This is a genomic window from Serratia sp. H1w (assembly GCF_000633355.1).
In the GTDB taxonomy this organism is placed as follows: domain Bacteria; phylum Pseudomonadota; class Gammaproteobacteria; order Enterobacterales; family Enterobacteriaceae; genus Chania.
On record NZ_AYMQ01000161.1, the window covers coordinates 1 to 24,007 of the forward strand.

General features: G+C 52.7%; 26 protein-coding genes. 13 read left to right on the top strand and 13 right to left on the bottom strand.

All coding sequences use genetic code 11. From position 1 onward, the window contains the following. Window positions 1–4: 4 nt before the first annotated feature. Entirely contained in the window at window positions 5–205 is a 201-nt protein-coding gene (locus tag U869_RS0127795) for an AlpA family transcriptional regulator (protein ID WP_025123560.1), read from the bottom strand. A 763-nt stretch (window positions 206–968) separates the two neighbouring features. Between U869_RS0127795 and U869_RS29845 the strand changes: the two genes are divergently transcribed. From U869_RS29845 to U869_RS0127815, 4 genes are all read left to right on the top strand, one after another. After that, window positions 969–1,364: a DUF2280 domain-containing protein gene (locus U869_RS29845; RefSeq protein ID WP_081795981.1), complete on the top strand. Its 396-nt coding sequence runs from the start codon at window positions 969–971 to the stop codon at window positions 1,362–1,364. Window positions 1,365–1,608: 244 nt separating this feature from the next. Further along, window positions 1,609–2,160, top strand: a complete 552-nt coding sequence (locus tag U869_RS0127805) for a plasmid pRiA4b ORF-3 family protein (protein ID WP_025123561.1) — start codon at window positions 1,609–1,611, stop codon at window positions 2,158–2,160. 139 nt (window positions 2,161–2,299) lie between these two features. Then, window positions 2,300–2,521 carry a type II toxin-antitoxin system Phd/YefM family antitoxin gene (locus tag U869_RS0127810; protein ID WP_025123562.1) on the top strand — a complete coding sequence of 74 codons (222 nt, stop codon included), beginning with the start codon at window positions 2,300–2,302 and terminating at the stop codon, window positions 2,519–2,521. After that, entirely contained in the window at window positions 2,518–2,892 is a 375-nt protein-coding gene (locus U869_RS0127815; protein ID WP_025123563.1) for a type II toxin-antitoxin system death-on-curing family toxin, read from the top strand. The genes U869_RS0127810 and U869_RS0127815 overlap by 4 nt, the downstream gene beginning before the upstream one ends. 288 nt (window positions 2,893–3,180) lie before the next feature. Here the strand turns inward: U869_RS0127815 and U869_RS0127820 are convergent, their stop codons facing one another. Both U869_RS0127820 and U869_RS0127825 read right to left on the bottom strand, forming a co-directional pair. Continuing rightward, window positions 3,181–3,585 carry a hypothetical protein gene (locus tag U869_RS0127820; RefSeq protein ID WP_025123564.1) on the bottom strand — a complete coding sequence of 135 codons (405 nt, stop codon included), beginning with the start codon at window positions 3,583–3,585 and terminating at the stop codon, window positions 3,181–3,183. Continuing rightward, entirely contained in the window at window positions 3,582–4,088 is a 507-nt protein-coding gene (locus U869_RS0127825) for a DUF3828 domain-containing protein (RefSeq protein WP_025123565.1), read from the bottom strand. The genes U869_RS0127820 and U869_RS0127825 overlap by 4 nt, the downstream gene beginning before the upstream one ends. 435 nt (window positions 4,089–4,523) lie before the next feature. On the opposite strand from U869_RS0127825, the gene U869_RS0127830 reads away from it, so the two are divergent. Genes U869_RS0127830 through U869_RS0127840 form a run of 3 tightly spaced genes read left to right on the top strand, consistent with a single transcriptional unit; the run spans window position 4,524 to window position 8,177 of the window. Then, window positions 4,524–5,537, top strand: coding sequence for an iron ABC transporter substrate-binding protein (locus U869_RS0127830; RefSeq protein WP_025123567.1), 1,014 nt, complete (start codon window positions 4,524–4,526; stop codon window positions 5,535–5,537). A 26-nt stretch (window positions 5,538–5,563) separates the two neighbouring features. Further along, a complete protein-coding gene (locus tag U869_RS0127835; protein ID WP_025123568.1) occupies window positions 5,564–7,138 on the top strand; it encodes an iron ABC transporter permease in 1,575 nt (524 codons plus the stop codon). A 1-nt stretch (window position 7,139) separates the two neighbouring features. Beyond that, a complete protein-coding gene (locus tag U869_RS0127840; protein WP_025123569.1) occupies window positions 7,140–8,177 on the top strand; it encodes an ABC transporter ATP-binding protein in 1,038 nt (345 codons plus the stop codon). A gap of 14 nt (window positions 8,178–8,191) precedes the next feature. Here U869_RS0127840 and U869_RS0127845 read toward each other — a convergent pair whose 3' ends face one another. The 7 genes from U869_RS0127845 to U869_RS0127875 form a co-directional block, all read right to left on the bottom strand. After that, on the bottom strand, window positions 8,192–9,088 hold the full coding sequence (locus tag U869_RS0127845; protein WP_025123570.1) for a hypothetical protein: 897 nt from the start codon (window positions 9,086–9,088) through the stop codon (window positions 8,192–8,194). 139 nt (window positions 9,089–9,227) lie between these two features. Next, entirely contained in the window at window positions 9,228–10,406 is a 1,179-nt protein-coding gene (locus U869_RS0127850; RefSeq protein WP_025123571.1) for a cupin, read from the bottom strand. Window positions 10,407–10,420: 14 nt separating this feature from the next. Continuing rightward, window positions 10,421–11,212, bottom strand: a complete 792-nt coding sequence (locus tag U869_RS0127855; protein ID WP_025123572.1) for an HpcH/HpaI aldolase/citrate lyase family protein — start codon at window positions 11,210–11,212, stop codon at window positions 10,421–10,423. Next, on the bottom strand, window positions 11,209–11,937 hold the full coding sequence (locus U869_RS0127860) for an alpha/beta fold hydrolase (protein WP_025123573.1): 729 nt from the start codon (window positions 11,935–11,937) through the stop codon (window positions 11,209–11,211). Before U869_RS0127860 ends, U869_RS0127855 begins: the two co-directional genes overlap by 4 nt. Then, complete coding sequence (locus U869_RS0127865; protein WP_232785413.1) at window positions 11,934–12,701, bottom strand: SDR family NAD(P)-dependent oxidoreductase; 768 nt, start codon at window positions 12,699–12,701, stop codon at window positions 11,934–11,936. Before U869_RS0127865 ends, U869_RS0127860 begins: the two co-directional genes overlap by 4 nt. Before the next feature lie 2 nt (window positions 12,702–12,703). Beyond that, window positions 12,704–14,032: a histidinol dehydrogenase gene (hisD, locus tag U869_RS0127870; RefSeq protein ID WP_025123575.1), complete on the bottom strand. Its 1,329-nt coding sequence runs from the start codon at window positions 14,030–14,032 to the stop codon at window positions 12,704–12,706. 95 nt (window positions 14,033–14,127) lie between these two features. Continuing rightward, complete coding sequence (locus U869_RS0127875; protein WP_232785414.1) at window positions 14,128–15,327, bottom strand: MFS transporter; 1,200 nt, start codon at window positions 15,325–15,327, stop codon at window positions 14,128–14,130. 403 nt (window positions 15,328–15,730) lie between these two features. On the opposite strand from U869_RS0127875, the gene U869_RS0127880 reads away from it, so the two are divergent. The 5 genes from U869_RS0127880 to U869_RS0127900 all read left to right on the top strand — a co-directional run bounded on the left by U869_RS0127880 (window position 15,731) and on the right by U869_RS0127900 (window position 21,947). Further along, window positions 15,731–16,801 carry a LacI family DNA-binding transcriptional regulator gene (locus U869_RS0127880; RefSeq protein WP_025123577.1) on the top strand — a complete coding sequence of 357 codons (1,071 nt, stop codon included), beginning with the start codon at window positions 15,731–15,733 and terminating at the stop codon, window positions 16,799–16,801. Next, window positions 16,798–17,769 (top strand): nuclear transport factor 2 family protein, encoded by a 972-nt coding sequence (locus U869_RS0127885; RefSeq protein WP_025123578.1) that lies wholly within the window; start codon window positions 16,798–16,800, stop codon window positions 17,767–17,769. The genes U869_RS0127880 and U869_RS0127885 overlap by 4 nt, the downstream gene beginning before the upstream one ends. Before the next feature lie 197 nt (window positions 17,770–17,966). Further along, window positions 17,967–19,106 carry an ester cyclase gene (locus tag U869_RS0127890; RefSeq protein ID WP_025123579.1) on the top strand — a complete coding sequence of 380 codons (1,140 nt, stop codon included), beginning with the start codon at window positions 17,967–17,969 and terminating at the stop codon, window positions 19,104–19,106. A gap of 3 nt (window positions 19,107–19,109) precedes the next feature. After that, window positions 19,110–20,417: a histidinol dehydrogenase gene (gene hisD, locus U869_RS0127895; RefSeq protein ID WP_025123580.1), complete on the top strand. Its 1,308-nt coding sequence runs from the start codon at window positions 19,110–19,112 to the stop codon at window positions 20,415–20,417. A gap of 222 nt (window positions 20,418–20,639) precedes the next feature. Further along, window positions 20,640–21,947: an amidase family protein gene (locus U869_RS0127900; RefSeq protein WP_025123581.1), complete on the top strand. Its 1,308-nt coding sequence runs from the start codon at window positions 20,640–20,642 to the stop codon at window positions 21,945–21,947. A 13-nt stretch (window positions 21,948–21,960) separates the two neighbouring features. On the opposite strand, the gene U869_RS0127905 is transcribed toward U869_RS0127900, so the two are convergent. Both U869_RS0127905 and U869_RS0127910 read right to left on the bottom strand, forming a co-directional pair. Next, window positions 21,961–22,284, bottom strand: a complete 324-nt coding sequence (locus U869_RS0127905) for a low molecular weight protein tyrosine phosphatase family protein (protein WP_025123582.1) — start codon at window positions 22,282–22,284, stop codon at window positions 21,961–21,963. A gap of 2 nt (window positions 22,285–22,286) precedes the next feature. Next, window positions 22,287–22,505 carry a hypothetical protein gene (locus U869_RS0127910; RefSeq protein WP_025123583.1) on the bottom strand — a complete coding sequence of 73 codons (219 nt, stop codon included), beginning with the start codon at window positions 22,503–22,505 and terminating at the stop codon, window positions 22,287–22,289. Between the two features lie 171 nt (window positions 22,506–22,676). Between U869_RS0127910 and U869_RS0127915 the strand changes: the two genes are divergently transcribed. Continuing rightward, complete coding sequence (locus tag U869_RS0127915; protein ID WP_025123584.1) at window positions 22,677–23,579, top strand: EamA family transporter; 903 nt, start codon at window positions 22,677–22,679, stop codon at window positions 23,577–23,579. Between the two features lie 56 nt (window positions 23,580–23,635). On the opposite strand, the gene U869_RS0127920 is transcribed toward U869_RS0127915, so the two are convergent. After that, entirely contained in the window at window positions 23,636–23,965 is a 330-nt protein-coding gene (locus tag U869_RS0127920) for an MmcQ/YjbR family DNA-binding protein (RefSeq protein ID WP_071998311.1), read from the bottom strand. Between the last annotated feature and the right edge of the window lie 42 nt (window positions 23,966–24,007).

The following is a 24,007-nucleotide window of genomic DNA, read 5'->3' on the forward strand; positions in this document are numbered from 1 at the left end:
AGTATCAGTGTGCCACTATAACACCAGAAAATTTAGCCTGCCGTTCATCAAGCCACTGCTCAATCTGGTCTTGGTTCCAGGCTACGCGTTGTGGGGTAATGCGAAAACGTTCAGGGAATTCGCCTGCTTTCTCCAGCGCCTCGATCGTTGACCAGCTCAAAGGCACCATTGTCAGGAGTTGTTGTTTCCCAATTGCTGCTTTCATAGATATATCTCCATATTTGCGATTAACTATCCAGAGATGTAGACAGTGATCGGCCTCAGTAATCTGATTTTCTGAAGAGATCTGTGACATTGGTTGCCAAAAAGCGGGATTTGCACTGAACCAACACGAAAAACCCGTTTGTTGGTTCAAAATGGCCTTGTGTTGGTTCACTTTTTGAAAACAAAGCCATATAAAACAGCCATCTTTACAAATTGAACCAACTGAACCGACTGAACCAACATACTTTTGCTTATATATATAAAAAATATGGGGCTTAAAAACGCTTTCAAACTGTGAAACGGGGCTTAGCGGGGAGCGCATGACCTAAAATATGTGACCTTCGTCACGAAGTGGTTTTATGGCTATGTCGGTACGCACTCAAAAGTACGCAGGCCGGTACGCAGCGAAAACGCACATAACGGTAAGATTACGGTAAGGTCACACTAAGATCGCACTAAGGTTTACCTCATGGTTGCGAGCTGAGCCAAATAGTTGGCTGAGTGGTGCTGTGGTTTCCAAGTGCGGGGTTTCCTACCTACTTTACATGCTTCAAAAATGATTCAGCACATCCAAAGTTACCAAAATGGTTACCACTTCTGGTTACCAGCTACCGATAGTTACAATCGCTTGAGTAGGTGCTATGTGAGACAGTTTCCAAACAAGAGGTTTCCAGCGGAAAGAGGGTTTCAGAGTGCGAGCCAAGCATAGAGCGCGTGCTAAAATCAGCTTAAACTTTTGACAGAGTATGACGGAATCACAATAAATGGCGACATTACCAACAGAGGTTAAGGCTTTCATTGTTCAGGCGCTGGCCTGTTTTGATACGCCGACTCAAGTGGTCAAGGCTGTACAGGCAGAATTCAACCTGAACATAACGCGCCAGCAGGTGGAATCACACGACCCCAATAAAGCCAATGGTAAGAAGCTGGGCCAAAAGTGGATTGAGCTTTTCCACTTCACCCGCGAACGACTCCAAAACGAAATCGCTGATATTCCAATAGCTCACAAGGCCTGCCGGTTACGGTCACTTGATCGTATGGTTGCGCAGGCTGAAAGTGCGAAGAATTACGGCATGGGGGCGCAGCTTATAGAACAGGCGGCTAAAGAGGTTGGGAACGCTTATACCAGCCAACAAAAGCGGGTGCACTCTAAGGGGTGATATTGGCTGCCAAACGAGAGGTTGCCAAGTCGGTTGCCACCGAAAAGGCCATTTCCGAGCGGTAACCTTGGTTCGCAGAAGAGAGGTTCGCACTCAGGTTCACACCAAAAAGGCTGTTTTGAATCGCGTCCCTGGTATCCATACGTGGGGCATCCACTTTGGTATCCACCAGAAAGGCTACTTTACAGGTGATCGTCTGCGCCGGTATTGTGACTGCCTAATTCGTCCAGTATTCAGGTTTCATATGTACCAGCTAAAGATTACCCTTCGCGACAGTAAGCCTCCTATATGGCGTCGTGTTGTTGTTCCTGAACAAATCCCGTTGAGTAAGCTTCACCAAGTGATCCAACTAGCATTTGGTTGGAATGACGAGCATCTGTATATGTTTGAGAAGGGGCGTAGGGGTGACCCCGGTAGTGATTTCCACTCATGGGGAGAAGACCTTGAAAGCGAAGGTATGAAGGATGCGACAATCACACCGCTGTGGGCCTCCCTCCAGAGTGAAGGAGAAAAACTGATTTATACCTATGATTTTGGCGATTGGTGGGATTGTATTGTGTTGCTGGAAAAGCAGACTCAAGATACTAACCAGCAATCGATAATGTGTTTGCGCGGGAAAGGCACAACACCCACTGAAAACTCGGGCGGTCTGCCTGGGTACAATGAACTCCTGTTACAAGCCAGAAGGCCGGGTAATCCGGAACAGGTAGAGTTGCATAGTTTCCTCATGCAGGATATTGAAAAACGAGATTATGACTTGATACGCATTAACGAGCGACTACAGGTACTTAACTAACTCATGCGCTCGCTATTACATTATCAGCAAACATGCCAAGAGGGTCCTTCTCATAGCACAAATGTGTACGGTATCTGATTGCGTTGAGTACATTTAAGATGTACATTTCAAGTGTACATTTTACTGAGTGGGAGGAACTATGATTGTTTACACATCTACACAGGCCCGCGCCAATATTTCCGCAGTGCTTGACGCAGCCACCAGCGGGGAGCCAGTAGAAATCACTCGTCGTGATGGTTCTGCCGCCATAGTGATCAGCAAAGCCGAGTTTGAGGCATACCAAAATGCGAAACTTGATGCTGAGTTTGATAGTATTATGCAGCGCCACGGACGCACCGTTGAGGCCTTGACTGATAGATGAAGTGGGTTAGTGCCAGTGAGATAGTCATATTCCATGACCGAATTTTACAGCTTTACCCCGGTGTGGCAGGTATGCCAGATGCGGGCAGGGCTGAGGCCATTATTCACCGGGTTCACAATCTCGCTCACTATGAAGGTGTGAATGATGTGTTTGACTTGGCTGCTGCCTATTGGGTTGCTATCGCGCGTGGGCACATCTTCAATGATGGTAACAAGCGAACGGCATTCTTTACCACCATGGTCTTTCTAAGGCGTAACGGTGTGTTAATCCGCGATGAGGGTAACACGCTTGAAGAATTGACCGTCCAGGCCGCTACTGGTGAACTTACTCCGATACAATTAGCGCAAAGCTTACGTGAGCTTGTCGAATGAGAAGTGCTTTTTCTGGCTGGTAGGGTATCGCCACTAACGGATGACGGGCATCCACCAGCGCCGCCCCTACATGGGTAAAAATCATACGTAATCGCGGCAAGCGAGAACAAATGTGTATAGGAATGTGTGTAGTTTCATTTTTATAAACTCGAAGAGTGCCGTATTTACTGAGTTGAACTGATGGTGTTCTACTCCCTTCACCGCTCCAAAAAGTTCCTGCTTTCTCTCAAGTTTTTCCAAATTTATCTAAACCACCAATCATTACCCTTTTTGTAATTGCCGGTTACCTTACTGACTATAGAGCAATTGATTTTTATTTGTTTCCTGTTTAGCCATCTGTTTTTGATGAGCCTCAATCAGCACTCTGTAGAGATGACCCACGCTAAGATCGCGAATAACGGGGCGAGGTATACCCCGTAGCCAGTTAATCAATCTACTCACACCCAACAGATCTACACCTTCAGACGTAAAAATGTACTCGTTCTCTTGCAGATTAAAAGTAAGCCGATATCCCTCTTCTTCCGTATGCAAAACCACGCCGAATGCTTGCGCCACCTCCACTAAAAAATCCACGCCATCATCGCCGGAAATGCCCAGATCGGCCTCAAGCCAGGTGTTTCCATCAATAGGTGCACGGTACTCGCCGGTAAATTTACGTACAAAATCGATGACATCATGCAGAGTGGGGCTCAATTAGTTTCCCCTTTGGCACGCAGGGATTTATTATTTTCGTCAATCGCATTACGAACGCTGTTCTGGTCGTCATCAAAAAGATCGTCAATAAACCACTGTCCATTCTCAGCCACTAAATCAAACGTGGTAGTCGCCGTGCTGCTGCTATCGCTAAAGGCGCGAAAGGTGACTGCGGCATGGGCTTTATTATTATAGTTAGAGAGAATAGTTATCTTGGTCACCACCAGATTCTCATAATCCTGACACTGACAGATCGGATTGGCGTCAAGATAGCCCATATCGCCCGGTAAGGTCAGTGCCTGATCTTCGTCCAATACCGCGATGAATGCCTTTGAGGCAATCCGCTTTGGACCGTGTTCACCAATGAATGCGGAGGAAAGATCATCATGGCTGAAGGTGTCATAGATCCGTGCTAAAAAGGCGCTGGGATCCTCAATGGCTGGCTTGGACTGCGGGTAGGCTGCAAACGAAAGGAGAGAAAAGCAAAACAAAAAGAAGCGCATAGTGACAATCCCTTAATAAGTCGATATCCCTTAAACCCATCGGCTCGTGCTACGGGCAGACCGAACGTTTACTTTATCCCTTTTAGCTCTACACTTGAACCGCTCTTCAGCTCAATAGCCTGCTGCATCATTAATGTATGGGGAATTAGGGTAAATGTGTTATTAATCAATTTGTTATGTTTGTTGTGTGAATGGCGGGTTATCTTTCCCTCAAAAAAACTGCAAAAAAGCGGGCGTATTAAGGTTATTTTAATCTTCATGCAACCCTCGTTCCCCGATCAGGATTTTTCTTTTAGTAAAGAGGTAATCCGCCGCATTTACTACTTTTGTTATAAAATGATAATCACTTTCATTAGCATTAGCGTTTTTTTATGCTTTAATCCGCCTCGTTATCCATCCTGGTGTTATTGACCCATTTCTATCAAGGATTAACCAATGAAACTTGGCGTATCTCTGTGTTCAATCGCGATGATCACTTCATCTATTCTGCTGGCACCTTTAGCGAGTGCCGCAAATAACAATGAAGGGATTGTGGTTTATAATGCCCAGCATGAAAACCTGGTTAAATCCTGGGTTGATGGCTTCACCAAAGAAACCGGTATCAAGGTGACTCTGCGCAATGGCGGCGACAGCGAGCTGGGCAATCAACTGGTGCAGGAAGGCAGTGCATCACCTGCGGACGTTTTCCTGACGGAAAACTCCCCGGCGATGGTCCTGGTGGATAACGCAAAATTGTTTGCACCGTTGGACGCGGCAACGCTTGAGCAGGTGGCTCCAGCCTATCGCCCTGAGCATGGTCGCTGGATTGGCATTGCGGCGCGCAGCACCGTGTTTGTCTATAACCCGGCAAAACTGACCGAAGCGCAACTGCCGCAGTCGCTGATGGATCTGGCAAAACCCGAGTGGAAAGGGCGTTGGGCCGCTTCTCCGTCAGGGGCTGATTTCCAGGCCATTGTCAGTGCGATGCTGGCGTTGAAAGGTGAGCAGGCGACCCTGGATTGGTTAAAAGCGATGAAAACCAACTTCGTCGCTTATAAAGGCAATAGCACCGTGATGAAAGCGGTGAACGCGGGTCAGATCGACGGTGGGGTTATTTATCATTACTACCGGTTTGTCGATCAGGCCAAAACGGGTGAAAACAGCAAAAATACCCAGCTCCACTACTTCAAGCATCAAGACCCAGGCGCATTTGTCAGCATTTCTGGTGGTGGTGTATTGGCCTCCAGCAAGCACCAGCAAGATGCTCAGGCATTCATGAAATGGGTAACCGGCAAGTCTGGCCAGGAGATCCTGCGGACTAACGATGCGTTCGAATACGCAGTAGGCGTTAATGCGGCCTCCAATCCGAAACTGGTTCCTCTGAAAGAGCTGGATGCACCAAAAGTTGAAGCCTCATCGCTCAATAGCAAAAAAGTCATTGATTTGATGACCCAGGCCAACCTGCTCTGATTGATTAATAGTGTGGTGAGTGTTTAATGTCAGCGGTCAATATTACAGAGAGTACCCACGTCAGGCAGGTTGTATCGCCGCATCGTCCTGCGTTGGTCATGGTGGCGATAGCGGTGGTTTTCTCACTGTTGGCGCTGATACCTCCCGCCTTTGTTATTGTTGTTGGCTTTGACACCGGTTGGGAAACCGTCAAGACACTCATTTTTCGGCCTCGTGTTGCTGAGCTGCTCGGCAACACGCTGTTGCTGGTGACGTTTACCGTTCCACTGTGTGTGCTGGTGGGCACTCTGCTCGCCTGGTTGACAGAAAGAACCTCGTTTGCCGGCAGGCGTATATGGTCCATGCTGGCCGTTGCCCCTCTGGCGATCCCTGCCTTTGTGCAAAGCTATGCGTGGGTCAGTGTGGTGCCGTCGTTGCACGGCTTACCTGCGGGGATCTTTCTTTCGACGCTCGCCTATTACCCTTTTATTTATCTTCCTGTTGCCGCCGTGTTACGCCGCCTTGACCCCACTTTAGAAGACGTCGCCGCGTCGTTGGGGACACCGCCGTTGGCCGTTTTCTGGCGTATCGTCATGCCTCAGCTTAAATTGCCAATCTGGGGAGGGGCGCTGCTGGTTTCACTGCATTTACTGTCGGAATACGGGCTGTATGCCATGATCCGCTTTGATACCTTTACGACCGCCATTTATGACCAGTTTCAGTCTACGTTCAGCGGCCCGGCGGCCAACATGCTGGCCGGGGTGCTGGCGCTGTGCTGCCTGGTGATCCTGGCGATTGAAGGAGCTACGCGAGGAAAAGCTCGCTACGCCCGGGTGGGGGCTGGAGCATCACGCGAGCAAAAACGCTGGCAACTTGGCCCATCACTTCATCTTGCAGGAACGCTGTTTTCACTCTTGGTAGTTGTTCTGGCGTTAGTGGTGCCTTTGGCGGTACTGTGCCGTTGGTTATGGTTGGGGGGGGTAGAGAACTGGAACCATGCCGATCTGTGGCTTTCTCTACAACAGACTCTGGTGCTGGCTTCAAGCGGCGCGTTATTAATCATGCTGGCCGGGATCCCCATTTCATGGTTGTCGGTGCGTTATCCACGCCCGCTGTTTCGCATGCTTGAGGGTTGCAATTACTTCACCAGCTCACTCCCCGGCATCGTCGTTGCCCTGGCGCTGGTGACGGTGACCATTCATTATCTGCGGCCAATCTACCAGACGGAAATTACGCTGTTTCTCGCTTATTTGTTGATGTTTACCCCCCGGGCATTGATCAACCTGCGTGCCGGGATTGCTCAGGCCCCGGTGGAGCTGGAAAATGTCGCCCGTAGCCTGGGTAAAACACAAGCCCGCGCAATCTGGAGTATCACGATGAGGCTTGCTGCACCAGGGGCCGCTGCCGGGGCAGCATTGGTTTTTCTCGGCATTACCAATGAGTTAACCGCTACGCTGTTGCTTTCCCCGCTGGGCACGCGAACGCTCTCTACCGGTTTCTGGGCATTGACCAGCGAAATTGACTATGTCGCCGCTGCCCCTTATGCACTGCTGATGATCCTCATTTCGCTGCCGCTGACCGGCATTCTCCACGTACAGTCACAAAAACTGGCAGGCCTGTAAGATGATTGAGTTGTCGAATATTTCCAAGAAGTTTGGCCAGACATCCGTGCTGGAGGATCTCAACCTATCGGTGGCACCAGCCAGCAGAACGGTGATTGTTGGGCCGTCAGGTTCGGGAAAAACGACGTTGTTGCGCATTCTTGCCGGCTTTGAAACCCCAGATACCGGGCGGATCACGCTACAAGGAAATGTGCTGTTTGACTCAAATACCTTTATTCCCGCTCACCAGCGCGGTATTGGCTTCGTCCCGCAGGAAGGGGCGCTTTTCCCCCATATGAAGGTGGGGGAGAATATCGCTTACGGTCTGAATGGTTCAAAAGCCGCAAATCGTAGGCGTGTGGCGGAACTGATGGAATTGGTCTCGCTCGATATCCGCCTGCAATCCCATTGGCCGCATGAAATCTCTGGTGGCCAGCAGCAGCGGGTGGCGTTGGCTCGTGCGTTGGCACAAGAGCCGGTGTTGATGTTGCTGGATGAACCGTTCTCTGCGCTGGATACCGGCCTGCGTGCCGCTACGCGCAAAGCTACAGCTGAACTGTTGGCGCAAGCCGGGGTTGCCTCAATTCTGGTGACGCACGATCAACATGAAGCGCTCTCTTTTGCCAGCCAGATTGCGATGATCCGTAACGGACGTTTTGCACAGGTGGGTTCGCCGATGGAAGTCTATTCGCAGCCGGTTGATGAGGAAACCGCCCTGTTTCTCGGCGATGCGCTGATTTTTTCCGCACAGGTCGATAGTGGCATTGCTCACTGTATTTTGGGTGATATTCCGGTGGAGAACCAACAGGTCGCAGGTGGAAAACGAATCATGCTACGTCCGGAACAGGTGGTTATTACCCCGCTTCATGCTGGAGCTGAACAGCATCAGGCTGTCACTATCACCGACGTGGATTTTACCGGTTACCTATCAACTCTGACTCTCTCATCACCCGGTTGGCTTGCGCCGTTGCAGGTTAAAACGACCAGTCAGCAAAACTGGCTGGTGGGGATGCCGGTTGAACTTGCTATAAATGGCCACGCCTGTGTGTTGGCGGGTTAGAGGGAGCAATGCTGCTATTTATACGCAACCAAAGTATATGTTGGAAAGCTATTCCTAAAGAATGGGATACGACTAAATATCACCACGGCACCAGCTATGATTAATAGTATAACCAGCATCAAAGCCACCATGGCCATTGCAAACCAGAAACCACTCATTTCAATCGTGGTAAATCCTATTGATGCACCGTAGATCGTCCAGCAGATAAGGATGAGTGCCGTTGTGACGCCAACAAAATTCGCTAACCTTCTGCGCAGGCTTTTCTTCTGGAATGTAAACGTTTCGGGGTTGATATTGAAGCAATAGTAAACCTCTTCAAAAATCTTCAGTTCAGGGCGCTGCAGCGAGGCTACCTGCATAAGGATTGCTCGCGTGATGTCCCAGTGCTGTTTGAATTTTTTGATTTCATGCAGCGGAATGAGGTTTTGTTTCGTATCACCGGTTTGATTTACGGTGTAGATAACCAGGTTTTTAGTGTTGTTTTTATAGCCATTATTGACAAAGCCAATCGCCGTTTTGGCACCATTCTCTGGTGAGCCGATAAGTTCTGCCCATAACACTTGATAGTGACTGACACCACCAGATAGATCGTTATACCGCGTATAAAAAATGCCTTCGGTGGTGACGTTAAAATACACTTCACCTTGTTTTAATTTTAAGTTATCTCTGCATCTCTTATATAAGAAATAATCTAGCGGGAGCAGAATTAATAAAAACAACACGCCAAGCAGAAAGGTGTCACCTGCTATCATAAATAGGGTGGGTAAAGCCAATGAGGCAACAATAATAAGTAAAAAAACGGGCGCCAACAATAGATAAAGCGTCTTCGTGGGCATTTTTAATTTTACGGCGTGGACATCCTCACCCTTTGATGATGGACGGGCAAAAAATATTGTCTGTTCGGTGCTCATCTTCTTACATCCATATAATCAAAAACCTGTTACGACACCCGGAAGGTCGTTAACCAAGGCTTGCTCCACTCAACGCATGGTCAATATACAACAATACTAACTGATAAACACCATGCCAAGGGAGCAAGTCCTTAATCGCTTAGAGTGCTGTGTCGGGAAGACGCTCTATTCTCGCCCCAGCCCGGCGAGCGGTTGAAGGCAGAATATTGGCTTTAGTCACATAGCCATCGGGATCCAGGCAGCGGTTAAGCTTACGTGCCTCCTCAAGGATAGTTTCATCCCAGTAAAGGCGTTTGCGTTGATCCCCCTGAGTGGTCAGCGTGGCCTCCATATCTCCGTCCAACGCCCGATAGCTGCGCCAGCAACCGGCTGGAACCGAAATCACTGAGCGCTCGGGGGCCACAATGGTCACTTCCTCTCCCTGCTGGTTATAAGTCACTTCCAGCGTCCCCTTAAATACCATCAGTACCTGCACGCTTTCACAAAGATGACGCCCCACTTTGCGCGAACTGGCTAAACGTAGCCATTCCACCGAGAAGCCATGAGGGTTAACAATCGGCGGCGTGGCGTAGCGATCCTGCGAGATACCAAAGCCAATCACCGGTGCCATTTCACCACCGTGCCCTGGCAGAACGGCATCCAGTAACGCATCTGATGACCATTGGCGCTGTTCACCAGTCACGGCACGTCGCGCCATCTCTTCGATGGAGTAATCACGTAAATCCCGGATGCTGTCTTCGTCTAATGGCGGTAGCAGATCGGCGGCAGTGGGCTGCGGATCTCCTGCGTTGACATCAATCAGCATATTGTCCCGGCTCAGGTACAGCCCGTACTCTTTAGCCGCGTCCAGAATGGAAGGATGCCAGATGATCCCGCCGGTGCTATCACCCCCCAACACCGTGTACACCATGCCGCAGGTATCTTCGGGGCTGACGTTGGTAAAGCCACGGAAGATCCAGGTGGGGATCGACAAAATGGCCGGCGCGCTGAACTCGGCCTGATGCTCGCCATTGGCTCCCCAGCGAAAACGCCAGGTGCCTTCGTGGATCAGGAACACCTCGGCGGTGAAGTGCAAATGCAGGTTATTGGTCACACCTTTTGGCATGGCCGCCGCGCCGATGTTAAAGCCGTGAGCTTCGGGGATATTCACCACCTGCGAGGCGGACTGCGTCACGCCCGGCCCAATAAAGGAGTAGTTTTGTTTGAGGTGGGATCCCGGCAGTTTGCAGTCGATAAAGGCCACGCTGCACGACACCATGTCTTGCGGGCGTACCAGGCGGCGTTCGGCTTCTTGCTGGCTCAACGTTACTGTTTTCATGTTGATGACTCCTATTAATAACCGGATGCACCGCTGGTGGGCGCGGGTGTGCTATGGGTGGCGGCAATGGCTTCACGGGCGGCACGGCCAAGCTGCATGACATCATTGGCGGGCGTCACCAACTGGAATCCTTGTGCCAGACGAGCAGCGGCGGCGTCACCGGAGGTACAGAAAATACCGGCCACTTTGCCGTGCGCGCGGCTGCGGGCCAGCACCAATTCGATAGCCGCCAGCATGTCAGGGTGCTGAGATTCCGCGCTGGCACTGCCGGTTAACGTCAACGAGAGGTCGTTCGGCCCGATAAACACACCGTCCAGCCCTTCGGTATCCAGAATGGCGTCAAGGTTGGTCAACCCCTCACGGGTTTCAATCATCGCCAGCGTCAGAATCTCGCTATTGGCGTGCTGTGGGTAATCCTTGCCGCCATACAACAGTGCCCGTGCAGGGCCAAATGAACGCGTGCCTAATGGGGGATAGCGGCACGCGGAGACAAACTGCCGTGCCTGCTCGGCACTGGAGATCATCGGGCAGATGATGCCCCAGGCTCCCGCATCCAGTAGCCGCATGATCTGCGCCGGATCGTTGCAGGCCACCCTGGCGATTGGGACGGCAGGCGTGGAGGAGAGGGCTTGCAGCATGGATAACGCATTGGAAAAGTCGATCATGCCGTGTTGCATATCGACAGTGACGGCGTCGTATCCCTGATGTCCGGCAATTTCCGCGCTGTAACCCGACGGGATAGCCAGCCAACCGTTGACTACGGGGAGTTGCTGACGAAATGCCTCTTTGAGGCGGTTCATTCTCATAAAAGCTCCATGATCCAGTGACGAAGGGCAGCGGCGGTAAACTCCGGCGCTTCAAGGGGAAGAAAGTGCCCGCTATTGGGCTGGGTGTGCCAGTGGGCCGCCGGTGCGGCAGTGGCAATGGCCTGATGATGTTGTGCAGTACAAATCACGTCCTGAGCACCGTTGAGGATCAGCACCGGGCGCGAAAAGTTGGCCAGGGCAGCCCGATGGTCGTGGCGTGTAATGGCGGTCTCTGTTTGTTGGGCAAACGTTGCGAGGCCGCATTCCTGTGCCATTTGCACGACAGTGTCATGCAAGTTGGCGTTGTCGAGATGCTCGGCAGCCACATAGTGCGGCCAGAGCGTCGCGGTTAACCAGGTAGCCAATCCTTGCCGCGTGGCGTTTGCTACCGCATCACGCCGGGGAACTGCAGACTCAGGCGGCGCGGTGAAAGGGTTGGCCGAAATGAGCGCTAGCCCTGCCAGCCTCTGGGGAGCATCGGCCAGCATTTGCAAGGCGACAATCGCGCCCAATGAAAATCCCACCAAGCAAAAACGCGCAGGCAGCATGGCCAATAACCGTTGCGACTGTGCCTCGGCGGAATCCGCCCCCGTCAACGTTACGCAGATGACCGTGCTGACATTCAGGTGGCCGATCGCGGGTTGCCAGAGCCGCGCATTGCACAGCGTGCCACCGAGTAGCACCAGTGGCAGCGCCGTATTATCCAGCAGGTTTGATCCTTTCATGTGGCAGTCCAGCCTCCATCCACCATGAGCGACGATCCGGTGATCAACGCTGCGGCTGGCGAGGCTAGGAACACCACCGGCCCCATGATGTCCTCTAGGGTTCCCAGCCGTTGCAGCTTGATGTTTTCCAACACGTAGCGTTTGAACGCAGGATCGGCTAGCGATGCCCGTGAAAGCTCGGTTGCTATAAAGGTGGGGCAGAGGGTGTTGACTCTGATCCCCGCGGCTCCCAACTCCAGCGCCATGGTTTTGGTTAGCCCCTCCAACGCAAATTTTGAGGCGCAGTAGACGCTGCGATCAGGGCCGCCAACGTGGCCCATCTGTGACGAGATGTGGATGATGGAGCCACCGGTCCCCTTTGCCAGCATCGAGCGAGCGACATGCTGGCTGATAAAGAAGGTGGCACGCAGGTTAAGCGCCATCACCGCATCGTAATTCTCTTCGCTGACCTCGGTAAAAGGCTGGTGGCGTGCCAGGCCCGCGCTGTTGACTAAAATGCTGAAGCTTGGCAATTCAGCCAGCACAATTCCCACCGCATGATTATCCGTAATATCCAGAACGACGGGATGCAGACGGATGTTTTGTGCGGCAGCGAGCGTGACGGCCAGTTGCAACTGTTGTTTGTCGCGAGCGGCAATCCAGACTTCTGCTCCGGCAGCAGCAAGGGCCACGGCCGCCGCAAAGCCAATGCCGCGTGAGCCGCCGGTTACCAGCACTCGCTGGTTGTCGACTCTAAAGCTGGGTGTATGGGGAACCGTCATCATCTTCAGGCCCTGTCGTTATCCGTAACCGCCACCGGGCTGGCGTAGGGCACGTCGCGCTGGCCGTAGCGCCGCACGCGAATGTTTGCCTGCTCCGCATGGCCGGAGAAACCTTCCAACAACGACAGGCGTGAACAATAGCCGCCGATCTCAGAGGAGGCTTCGTCGCTGAGCACTTTCTGCCAGGTACAGGTTTTCATGAATTTACCTACCCACAACCCGCCGGTATAACGTGCCGCTTTCTGCGTTGGCAGGGTATGGTTGGTGCCGATCACTTTGTCGCCATAGGCCACGTTGGTTCTTGGCCCGAGGAACAGCGCGCCGTAGTTGGTCATATTGCTCAGGAACCAGTCGTCACGGGAAGTCATCACCTGGACATGCTCGGAGGCGATGCGGTCGGCCTCCTGCAACATCTCTTCGTAGCTGTCGCAGACGATCACTTCACCGTAGTCATGCCAGGCCTGACGAGCTATCTCTGCGGTTGGCAGCTGCGTGAGCAGCCGCTCGACCTCTTGTAGGGTCGCCTTGGCGAGCGCCATGGAATTGGTCAGCAAAATGGCAGGTGTGGTCACGCCGTGCTCTGCCTGGCCGAGCAGATCGGTGGCGCAGATTTCCGCATCTACCGTCTCGTCGGCGATCACCAGCGTCTCGGTGGGGCCGGCGAACAGATCGATCCCGACGCGGCCAAACAGCTGACGCTTGGCTTCCGCCACAAAGGCATTACCGGGGCCAACCAGCATATCAACCGGATGGATGGAGCCGGTGCCCAGAGCCATGGCCCCAATCGCCTGGATGCCGCCCAAGGCATAAATCTCATCAGCTCCGGCCATCGCCTGGGCTGCAACAATGGCCGGGGCCGGTTGACCATGAAAAGGCGGCGCACAGCTGACAATGCGCGAGCATCCCGCCACTTTAGCGGTAATGATAGACATATGCGCCGAGGCGAGCAGTGGATATTTCCCACCCGGCACGTAACACCCTACCGCATTAATCGGGACGTTTTTATGGCCGAGAATAATGCCGGGGCGCGTTTCTACTTCCAGATCCAACAGGCATTTTTTCTGTTGGCTGGCAAAGTTGAATACCTGCTCCTGAGCAAACTCAATATCTTTGATATCCTGGCGGGTTAATTGCTTGAGACAGGCATTGATTTCATGTTGCGACAATCGATAATCACTGCGATCGTAATTATCAAATTTGATGGAGAGTTCACGGATCGCCCGATCGCCACTTGATTCAATATCGGCGAGGATATTTTCCACCGTGATACTGACTTGTTTATTATTTTGCTGGCGCTCGGACAGCGACTTACCGGTTTTTAAATAATGAGCCATAACACTTTTCCTTTATTCTGCGCAGGCAATACCCGGCCGAAAACGGCATCAGGTGCGAGGTGACTAATTTAAATAGCTGGTTTACTGCTGATGAATTAATCCTGTAGCGCTGTCAGCGGTGACGTCTCTCCTTTATTCTTTGCCAGCTTCGATTGGCGTTGATAAACGCTGCGCGCCGCTAAAGGCGTTAACAGGGCGGCCACAAACGACAGGGCACCGATCAGCAAGTAACCCGATGACAGATTGATATGCTGCAGCATGACGCCCATCACCACCGGCCCGGCAAACATGCCGCAGGAGTAGATCGTCTGAAACAATCCCATACGCGTAGACTGTTCTTCTTCCACCGTGTTAACCACGCTCAGTGACATAAAGACGGCGAATGCCATGCCGAAGGAGAAACCGGCCAGCGCCTGCAAGAGGTAGATCAGGTTGATATTGCTGGTAAAGGGAATACCGACGCTGGAAAGCACCTGCAGCATGATGCCGATGAACGCGGTTTTAACCAACCCCAGCCGTTTGTAGAACACCGAACTGCATAGTGCTACGGCCAGGGCGTAACTCAGTAGATGAATGTTGCTCAACAGGGTAAGGATGCCGGCCTTCGCCCCGAGCTGCTGGGCGTAGATTGGCGTCAAGGTATCGCGCGTGGCAAACGGCACCAGCACCACAATGGTGGCGAGTACGCCAATCAACCAGACCGAAGGATCAACCAGCTGGCGGCGTGCACTGGTGATGCAGGCTTTCAGGGTCGGCGCTTTTGCTGGATCGTGTATATCTTTGATTCGGGTCGTCAAGAACAATGCCAGAATGGCCGAAACGCAGGAAACGAAATAACCAATACTTGGCGTGAAGTAGTGGATCAGAATGCCGCCAATGCAGTTCCCCAAAAACACCCCAAGCGGGCCTGCCAACGCCAGCAGTGCCACTGCGGCCGGAGCATCTTTGCGATCGAAATAACGAATAAACAGGATGTTATAGAGCACCCAGGTGGCGGCGGTAAAACCGTCAGCAGCCTTTGCCAGATACAGCGTTAGCGCGCTGGGCTCAATATAGGCGATCGGCCAGGCGATAATCGGTAGCAACAATGCCCCTTGAATGAATATTTTGCGGCTTTTGACCACGTCGGAAATGATGCCCAGCGGGAAGCGGATACATAAGGTTGCCAGACCGCTGGCCCCCATGATCATACCCACAATCTGCGGCTCCATACCCTGGTTAATCATCATCGGAGCGAGAAAGGCATCGATGCTGTGGATACAGATAAAAAACAGCACGCTGATAGAAAAAAACAAACGGAGCTCAGGACGACTGAAAAGTGCACGAAACATGGTGGTGAACCTCTTTATTATTAGTGGCTTATAACCAATCAAGTACGGCATTAACGGGTTTTGTCCAATCAGTTTGACGCGGTGTCCCCGGTAAAATTGACGGCCTTCGGTGTGTTTGCATACGTATTCAAAGAGTGAAGTTACGAAAAGATTTCAAGTTTGTAAATGGTGTTAATGAAAAATTAAAAAATACCACAACACTGCTTGCATACGCATGCAAAAATGCGGTATGTATAAAAAAAACACATTCCTGCAGGCAGTGAAGTGCCCTTGACGTGGCGTTCCACGAGCGGTCCGTTACACTGGAAGACACCATGAGCACCGGGCCAGAATTCATGGCGGGAATGTTAAAAAGGAAGAGACAGCAATGAAACGTAAGACGTTTGGACCCGTGACATCGCAACAGGTCGCGCAGGTTGCCGGCGTATCGCAATCGGCGGTATCGCGCACTTTCACGCCGGGGGCCAGCATTTCGCCCGCGACTCGTGAGAAAGTGTTGCAGGCGGCGCGTGAGCTGGGTTATCGCCCGAACGCGATCGCCCGTTCGCTGAACACCGCACGCTCCCGGATTGTTGGCGTAGTGATGTCTTATTTTGATAACCAGTTCTATCCGCAGGTGCTGGAAGCGTTGGCGCAGAAACTGGATGAGCTGAACTATCACCTGTTGCTGTTTGTGGGCGACAAGGACGGGAACGTCGACAGGATCTTCGATCAGATCATGCAATACCGGGTGGATGGCATTGTGCTGGCCTCGGTGTCGCTATCGATTGAGCTGTCTGAGGAGTGCCTGGCTGCGGGGATCCCGGTGGTGCTGTTTAACCGCAATGCAGAAAATGGCACCGCTTCGAGCGTCAATACCGACAACGCCAAGGCCGCTCGGCAAATTGCCGAATTTTTATTGGCAGGGAAGCACCGTCATTTTGCCTATGTGGCCGGGATTGCGGAGTCCTCGGTGAACCTTGCGCGGCAGCAGGGTTACGTGGCAGCCCTGCAAGCCAGAGGGGTGAAGGATATCCGGGTGGTGTACGGCAACTACGATGCAGAGCAAACGGCCAAAGCCGCACGCGAACTGTTTTCCAGTCCGCAGCCACCGGACGCCATATTTGCAGCCAATGACCATATGGCGCTGACCGTGATGGATGTAGCACGCTATGAATTTGGGCTACGCATCCCAGAAGACGTTTCGGTGGTGGGTTACGACGATACCGGGCCTTCGGGCTGGCCGTCCTACGCCTTGACCTCCGCATCGCAGCCGGTTGATGCCATGGTGGCGGCAACGGTCGCGCTGCTGATGAAGCAAATTGACAGTGGCAATATCGAACCCGAGCAGGTGATTGTCGCCGGTGCGCTGATCGTGCGGCATTCAGCCAGACGCCCAAGCCTCGGCATTATAGAAAAAGAGGGATTATCCCTGTTCCAGCCCCAGGAGGTTGAATGACTCGCTTACCCGGCTTTAGCCCGCAGTTTGATTCTATTCAGCAATTTATTCTGACTCTGACCCACGTGGTGTGGGAGCAGAAAGACATTGGGCAACTGGCCGATTTTTACGCCACGCCGGTGGTGTTCCATACCCCCGAGAAGCGCCTGACAGATCTTTCGCAGTTTATGCGGCTGACGCTTGAGGCTATGCACAGTTTCCCTCAGCGTTCCGTGCTGACCGAGGATATTTTGTGTAGCCAAAATAATGAAGGTGAGTATTACGCGGCGCAGCGGGCGGTGGCCTGTATCCGCCATCAGGGGGAGGGATTCTTCGGCAAGCCGAGTGGAAAAACTTTGTGGGTGCGGACTTGGGCCGATCGTATTTGTGCCGAAGGTGCAGTACGCCAGGAATGGCTGTTGCAGGATCGGGCCGCCATCGTCTCGCAAATCGGGCTGGATGTGCGTGAATTTGCCAGCCAACTGGCGGCAACGCGCCGTGAACTGGGCCTCGAGCAAACCACGGCAGAAGAACTGGATGCTCGTTGGGCCGGGGGGCCGGATGGTGATGATGTCGAAGGTCCGCTGGCTGGATTGGTCGAACGTTATTTATCTATGTGGGCGGGTGGCAACAGCGGTGTCGTGCCCGGCTTGTATCATCCAGCCGCCACGCTGAACGGCCCTGGCCATGTGCTTTGCACCGGCGAGCAGGATATTGGCAGCTTCCTTTCTGGCTATCGTGCTTCCTTTGCCGACAGTGAAACGCAGCTGCATCACCTTATCGTCCGTAGGGATGCCAATGAGCCGGTTCGTCTGTCGCTGCGCTGGTCATTACTTACCTGGCACGACGGTTATGGCAAATTTGGTATTCCCACACGGCGACCCGTGTCGATTTCGGGCATCAGCCAGCTTGAGTTACGGGATGGACTCATTATGCGCGAGTATTTAGGCATCGATGAACTCGCTATATGGTCACAGATATTTAATTAATTGGGGTCTGTACCCCGGACAATAATCAGCCAGTTAAACGATAAATACCCTGGTATTTATCATGGCTGACTGTTGCCCTGAATAAGGTCAAAGCATTATCAACGAAAGAGTCTTCACTCTTAATTCATGCCCGCGGGAGTGAGTCTCAGGCGTGCGGCGTATTCTACGTGCACTTAAAAGAAAATACAGGAGATAGCATGTCTTCCACTGAAACCACTAATAAAGCGCCAGTAGCACCTGAAAAAGTCACTTCGAAGGCCGCGCGTGATGAACCGGTATTACAAGTTGAACGCCGTGACTTTATTGATTTAGTGCCGGAGAAACGTCCGCGAGTGCAATCATTACGCGGCTTCGATGATTGCTATACCGATATCGTTGATTACATCGTTCGCTGTACGCATAAAATATGGGACGAACGTGATGTGGGATTAATTTACACCCACTATACGCACAACTGCATTTTATATAATGCCTTGGGAACCATGTATAACCGTGAACAGGTGGTGCAGGATACGCTGCAACGGTTGGTAGCCTTCCCAGAGCGGCGTGGCATGGCGACGCAGGTTATCTGGAATGGCAATGACGTTGATGGTTTTTATACTTCGCACCTGGTCACCGGTAGCGGCCGCCATACGCAATTCAGCCATCTGGGTAAGCCGACCAATCGTACCTTCGTTACCCGTACCGTCGCCGACTGCATGATCCACGAAAACAAGATTTACCGGGAGTGGGTGGTGAGTGACAACATGGCGTTGATGAAGCAAATCGGCCTGGATACGCATGCCGTGGCCCACGACATGGCAAAAGAGCAGTTTGATAAAGGTTTCCGGGTGACCGACATCGGTGAAAACCGCCGTCTGCTGGGGCAGTATCCACCAGAAACCGAATGCGATACCTCCATCGCCCATACCGACATTGAAGAGCAATGCCTGCGCTGGCTGCATGAAATCTATAACCGCAGAATGCTTGGCAAAATCAAAGACGTCTATGCGACCAACGTGCAATGGCATGGCCCGCTGATGAAAGAGCTGTATGGCCAGGCCGCGGTTATCCATCAGACGCTGGCGCTAATCGGCATGATCCCGGACGGAGCCTGGATGCCGCAGCATATCTGCTCCAACCCTTGCGAAGAAGGTGGCACCAAAGTGGCCGTGCGTTGGATTATGGAAGGGCATCACCTGGGCTATGGGGAGCTGGGTAAACCGACCGGAGAGCGCCTGTTCGTGATGGGCATGTCTCACTACCACATTATCAACGGCAAAATCGTCGACGAATGGGTGGTGTATGACCACCTGGCATTGTTGGCACAAATCAAGCTTGGCCAAATGGAGAAGTAACCGATGAGCAGCAATAGCTTTGCCAGCATGCAGTATCTGAAGCGCCCTCAAGGGCAGGATGTGGTAGCCGACCGTTCACTGGGGGAAACCGTCAGCGAGATTATCAGCCAGGTTCGCCAGCGCGGTGATGCGGCCTTACGTGAATACTCACAGAAATTTGACCGGGTGATCCCCGCCAGCTTTGAAGTTACCACGCAAGAAATCGAGCAGGCGCTGGCGGAACTGGATCCCCAGACTCGACTGGATAGTGAGTTTGCCATCAACCAGGTCAAGCGTTTCGCCGAGGCGCAACTGGCTACCATTAAGCCGTTGGAGGTCGAGGTGTTGCCGGGCGTGCATCTTGGCCATCGCATTATCCCGATCCAGACCGTGGGCTGTTATGTCCCCGGTGGCCGCTACCCGATTTTATCTGCGCCGGTGATGTCGATTGTTCCTGCGAAGGTGGCCGGGTGTGATGAGATCGTCGCCTGCCTGCCGCCGGGGGCTCATCCGGCAATGATCGCCATCTGCCATCTGGCGGGGGCGCACCGTATTTTCAAAGTCGGTGGTGCTCAGGCAATTGCCGCAATGGCTTGGGGAACCGAGAGCATACCGGTGGTCGATAAAATTGTCGGGCCGGGCAACGCGTTCGTTAACGAGGCGAAACGTCAGGTATTTGGCAAGGTGGGTATCGATGCCTTGGCTGGCCCAAGCGAGATTTTCATTATTGCCGATGACAGTGCCGATCCACGCATTCTGGCTGCGGATTTGCTCGCTCAGGCTGAACATGATGTGCGTACCCGCGTGGGGTTGGCGACCACCAGCCTGGAGATCGCGCAGCAAACCCTGGCTGAAATAGAGCGCCAACTCGGTAATCTCCCTACGGCAATCACTGCGGGTGAAGCCTGGCGTTTGCAGGGCGAAATAGCCGTCTGTGAGGATGAAGCACAGCTGATCGCGTATGCGGATCATATGGCGACCGAACATTTGCAGGTGCATACGCGTGACCCGCATGGGACGGCCAGTAAAATCCGCAACTATGGCTCGGTATTTATCGGCCAGAATGCCAGCGTGGTGTTCTCGGACAAGTGTTGTGGCACCAACCATACGTTGCCGACTATGGCCGCCGCGCGCTATACCGGCGGGTTGTGGGTGGGGGCTTATGTGAAAACCTGTACCCATCAGTGGATCGATGAGCAAGGTATCCCGGCGATAGCTCAACCGGCCATTCGTCAGAGCAGAACCGAAGGGATGCAGGCTCACCGCCGGGCCGCAGAGATCCGTTTGCACCCGGAAGCTATTGACGCGATTACCCGCGGCGAACGTGACTAGCCCTCCTCACCCCAACCCTCTCCCAAAGGGAGAGGGAGCTAGTTCAGCGTCGTCGGCAGGTTATGTGGCACTGCGTAGGGGCGCTGCATGCTGCGCCTGTGCCAAGGCCAGATTCGGGAATTAATGGTAGCACATTCGGTCCCCTCGCCCTTTGGGAGAGGGTTAGGGTGAGGGGCCGATCGCCGAACCAAAACCCTTCATCCTATTTGTCAGGGGTTTTCCATGAAACCTGCTTTACTTATCCCTCCGCTGGATTGCCGGGAAGAAGTTCTTCTTCGGCTGCAAACCATCAGCGCTCACAAGGCGCTAAACGCCATCTCGCAGCTCAATCCGTTGGCTACCGCCGAGGCGGAATATTGGCACCGAGCCAGGCAACAGGGCCAGCCAATAGCCCCATTGCAGGGCATTCCGATCGTTATCAAAGACAATATTGATATCTCACCTCTGCCTACCACATTGGGGTGTATAGCGTTGGAAAACGCCAAGGCACAGCGTGATGCCTTGGTGGTTCGGCGTTTACGAGGGGCCGGAGCCATTATTATCGCGAAGGCCAATTTGTCGGAGTTCGCTTTTGATGTTCGCTCGCGCAGCTCTCTTGCTGGGGATGTGCATAATCCTCTGATGCCTGGTGTCACCGCAGGAGGGTCAAGCGGGGGTTGTGCGGCAGCGGTTGTGGCAGATATGGCCGTGGCCGCCATCGGCACCGACACCGGCGGCTCAATACGTATCCCCTGTAGCTATACCGGTTTGGTTGGGTTGCGTCCTCATCATCGGCATGAGCTATTGCAAGGTGTTGCACCTCTCTCTCCCAGCAAAGACTGTGTGGGGCCGATGGTGAAAAGCGTGCAGGATGCAGCCCTGCTTAATGCAATCATGGCAGGAAAACCGCTGCGTCCGTTACGGCCAGCGTCTCTGAAAAGTATGCGCCTGGGAGTATTGACTGAACTGGAAGGGGATGACCCACAGCAATTGCGGGTTTGGCATGCAGCGCTAAACAAACTGCGTAACAGTGGCGTGGAGTTAATTGATGTGACATTGCCCATCATGGCTGAGGTGGCCAGTGCGCCATGTCTGAGCCTTTATGAGTTTCATGTGGCCATCAATATGTGGTTGGCAAGGCACCCGTCGGCCCCGGCTAGCTTGAGCGAATTGTATCAATCTGGTCGGTTTTTGCCCGAGTTATCACCGTTTATTGCGCAGTTACTGTCGCACACAACGCTGAAAACAGCGCAGTGGCGCAACGCTCGCCGCTTCCAACGTAAACTCCGCGAGACTCTCTACCAACTTGTTCATACTCAGCGAATGCATGGCGTCATTTACCCTACCGTATGTCGCCAACCGGACAGCCTGGAAAAAATGCCGCCGGGCTGTGCCCCTGAGCTTTCTGCCATCAGTGGTTGGCCTGCGCTGACTTTACCCTGTGGCGTAAGTGCTACGGGATTGCCCGTTGGGCTGGAGATATTATGCGCGCAGCCACAAGAGGATTTATTACTGTCGCTGGCGTTGGCTTGTGAAGGGGTTTTTAGCTAATCAAAATGTGGCGTTAGCGCGTCAAGAATGGCTCGACAGATTGCTCAAGCAGAGCGATCAGCTCAGGATCCATATATTGATAATCGTCAGGGATATCGAGAACGTGCAGGGGCTTGTGCTGCAACAGGCGCTGATACTCGGCAACCAGCCGGTTCTTATGTTTTTGCTCCATGACAAAAATCATATCCGCCCAGTGCAATAACTCCGGCGTTACCGTTTTTTTGGCATGACGGCTGGTCCCGGCCGACCTGGTGGTCAGGCCGGGAGTCCGTTGCCAGATACGTTCTGCGGTAGGGCTGCGCCATTGGTTACGGCTACAGACAAACAGCACATTCATGATTATTCTATCTCATCAAGCGCGTTACGCCGGGATACGGCGCGGGAAACTTGTGGGTATTCAATGCCTAGTTGCTTCGCCCGGGTTACTTTATGCGAGCGGGTATAGAGCATTTTCCACTTTTTCTCTTTGGTGAATTTGGGTTGAAAGTCGCCCATTTCACGGTGTTTGTTAATTTTGTTGTTTACCAGGCGCCAGGCCCGGCCGCGTATGTCAGTCATATTCATGCCTCAGCGGTGTTATCGGGGTTCAGCAGCCGCGATAATACTCAGAGGTCGTGCAGCAGCATTTTATGCCGCCCGGTAATACTAACATTTCGACTATAAACAATAAATCGTCTTGAATTTGATGGCCGTAACCCTCTCGCTTCGGCAAATAACAAGGAATGCATAATGTCAGTGAAAGATATGCTGTTGGCGCTTTTCGTCGTGGTGGCCTGGGGGCTGAACTTTGTGGTGATAAAAGTTGGATTGTACGGCATGCCGCCGTTTCTACTCGCGGGCCTGCGTTTTGCGCTGGTGATGTTCCCGGCCATACTGTTTATCAAACCTCCCAAGATCCCGTTCCGCTGGATGCTGGCGTACGGTCTCTCCATCAGTTTTGGCCAGTTCGCTTTCCTGTTTACGGCGATCAAGCTTGGTATGCCCGCAGGGCTGGCATCGCTGGTGTTGCAGGCTCAGGCTTTCTTTACCCTGTTGCTCGGCGCGCTATTCCTGGCCGAAAAGCTAAAGTGGAATCATATTGCCGGCATGATGATTGCCTCTATCGGCATAGTTATGTTGGCCAGCGCAGGCATGGCTGGGCAAACGACGGCGGGCATCACGCTGACCACCATGATGTTAACGTTGGCCGCTGCGTTATCTTGGGGGCTGGGTAATATCAGCAACAAGGTGATCATGCGCGATAACCAGGTTTCGATTATGTCGCTGGTGGTATGGAGTACGCCGGTGCCGGTGGTGTTGTTCTTCATTTGCTCATGGCTGTTCGAGGGGCAAACGCAGTTGATTGACAACTTGATGCATATTCAAGGCTCTACCATTCTGGCACTGATTTATCTGGCATTTGTGGCCAGCATTATGGGCTATGGCATCTGGGGCAGTCTGTTGAGTCGTTATGAAACCTGGCGCGTTGCGCCATTGACGTTACTGGTGCCGGTGATTGGGATCCTCAGCGCCGCATGGTTATTGGGGGAAAGACTGTCACCGCAACAAATGATCGGCGCATTGGTGGTGATTGTCGGTTTGCTGGTGAACGTATTTGGCGGTTTATTGAAATCCGCTTTAAGAAGACATTAACCGCGTTAGCAATAGCGAGGGAAGCGGCAGCCTCCATGCCAGTATTGAAGCAATAGTTACTTTCTGGCCAATTGATAACTGGCGTCAATACGCTGGTAGATTTCCGCCACTGGCAAGGAACCGTCAAGGCAGATTGTATACCAGTGTTTTTTATTCATATGATAGCCGGGGAAAAATGTTTGGTGATCGATGATCGAATCCATTTCTTCCGGTGAGATCCGCAAATTGATAATGTCGATAACGCCCTCGTCGGCCAACCCCAGCTTGCTCTTGGCCAGCACCAGCATAGCGGCATACCATTTTTGAGTGTCTTGCCGTCTGAGAATGGCGCTATTGGGGGAGCGTTGCCACAAGAACTCCAATTCGTCATGGTAGGTATCCCGCACATACTGGATGACCTGTTGAGCATGTAGTGGTCAACTAATACT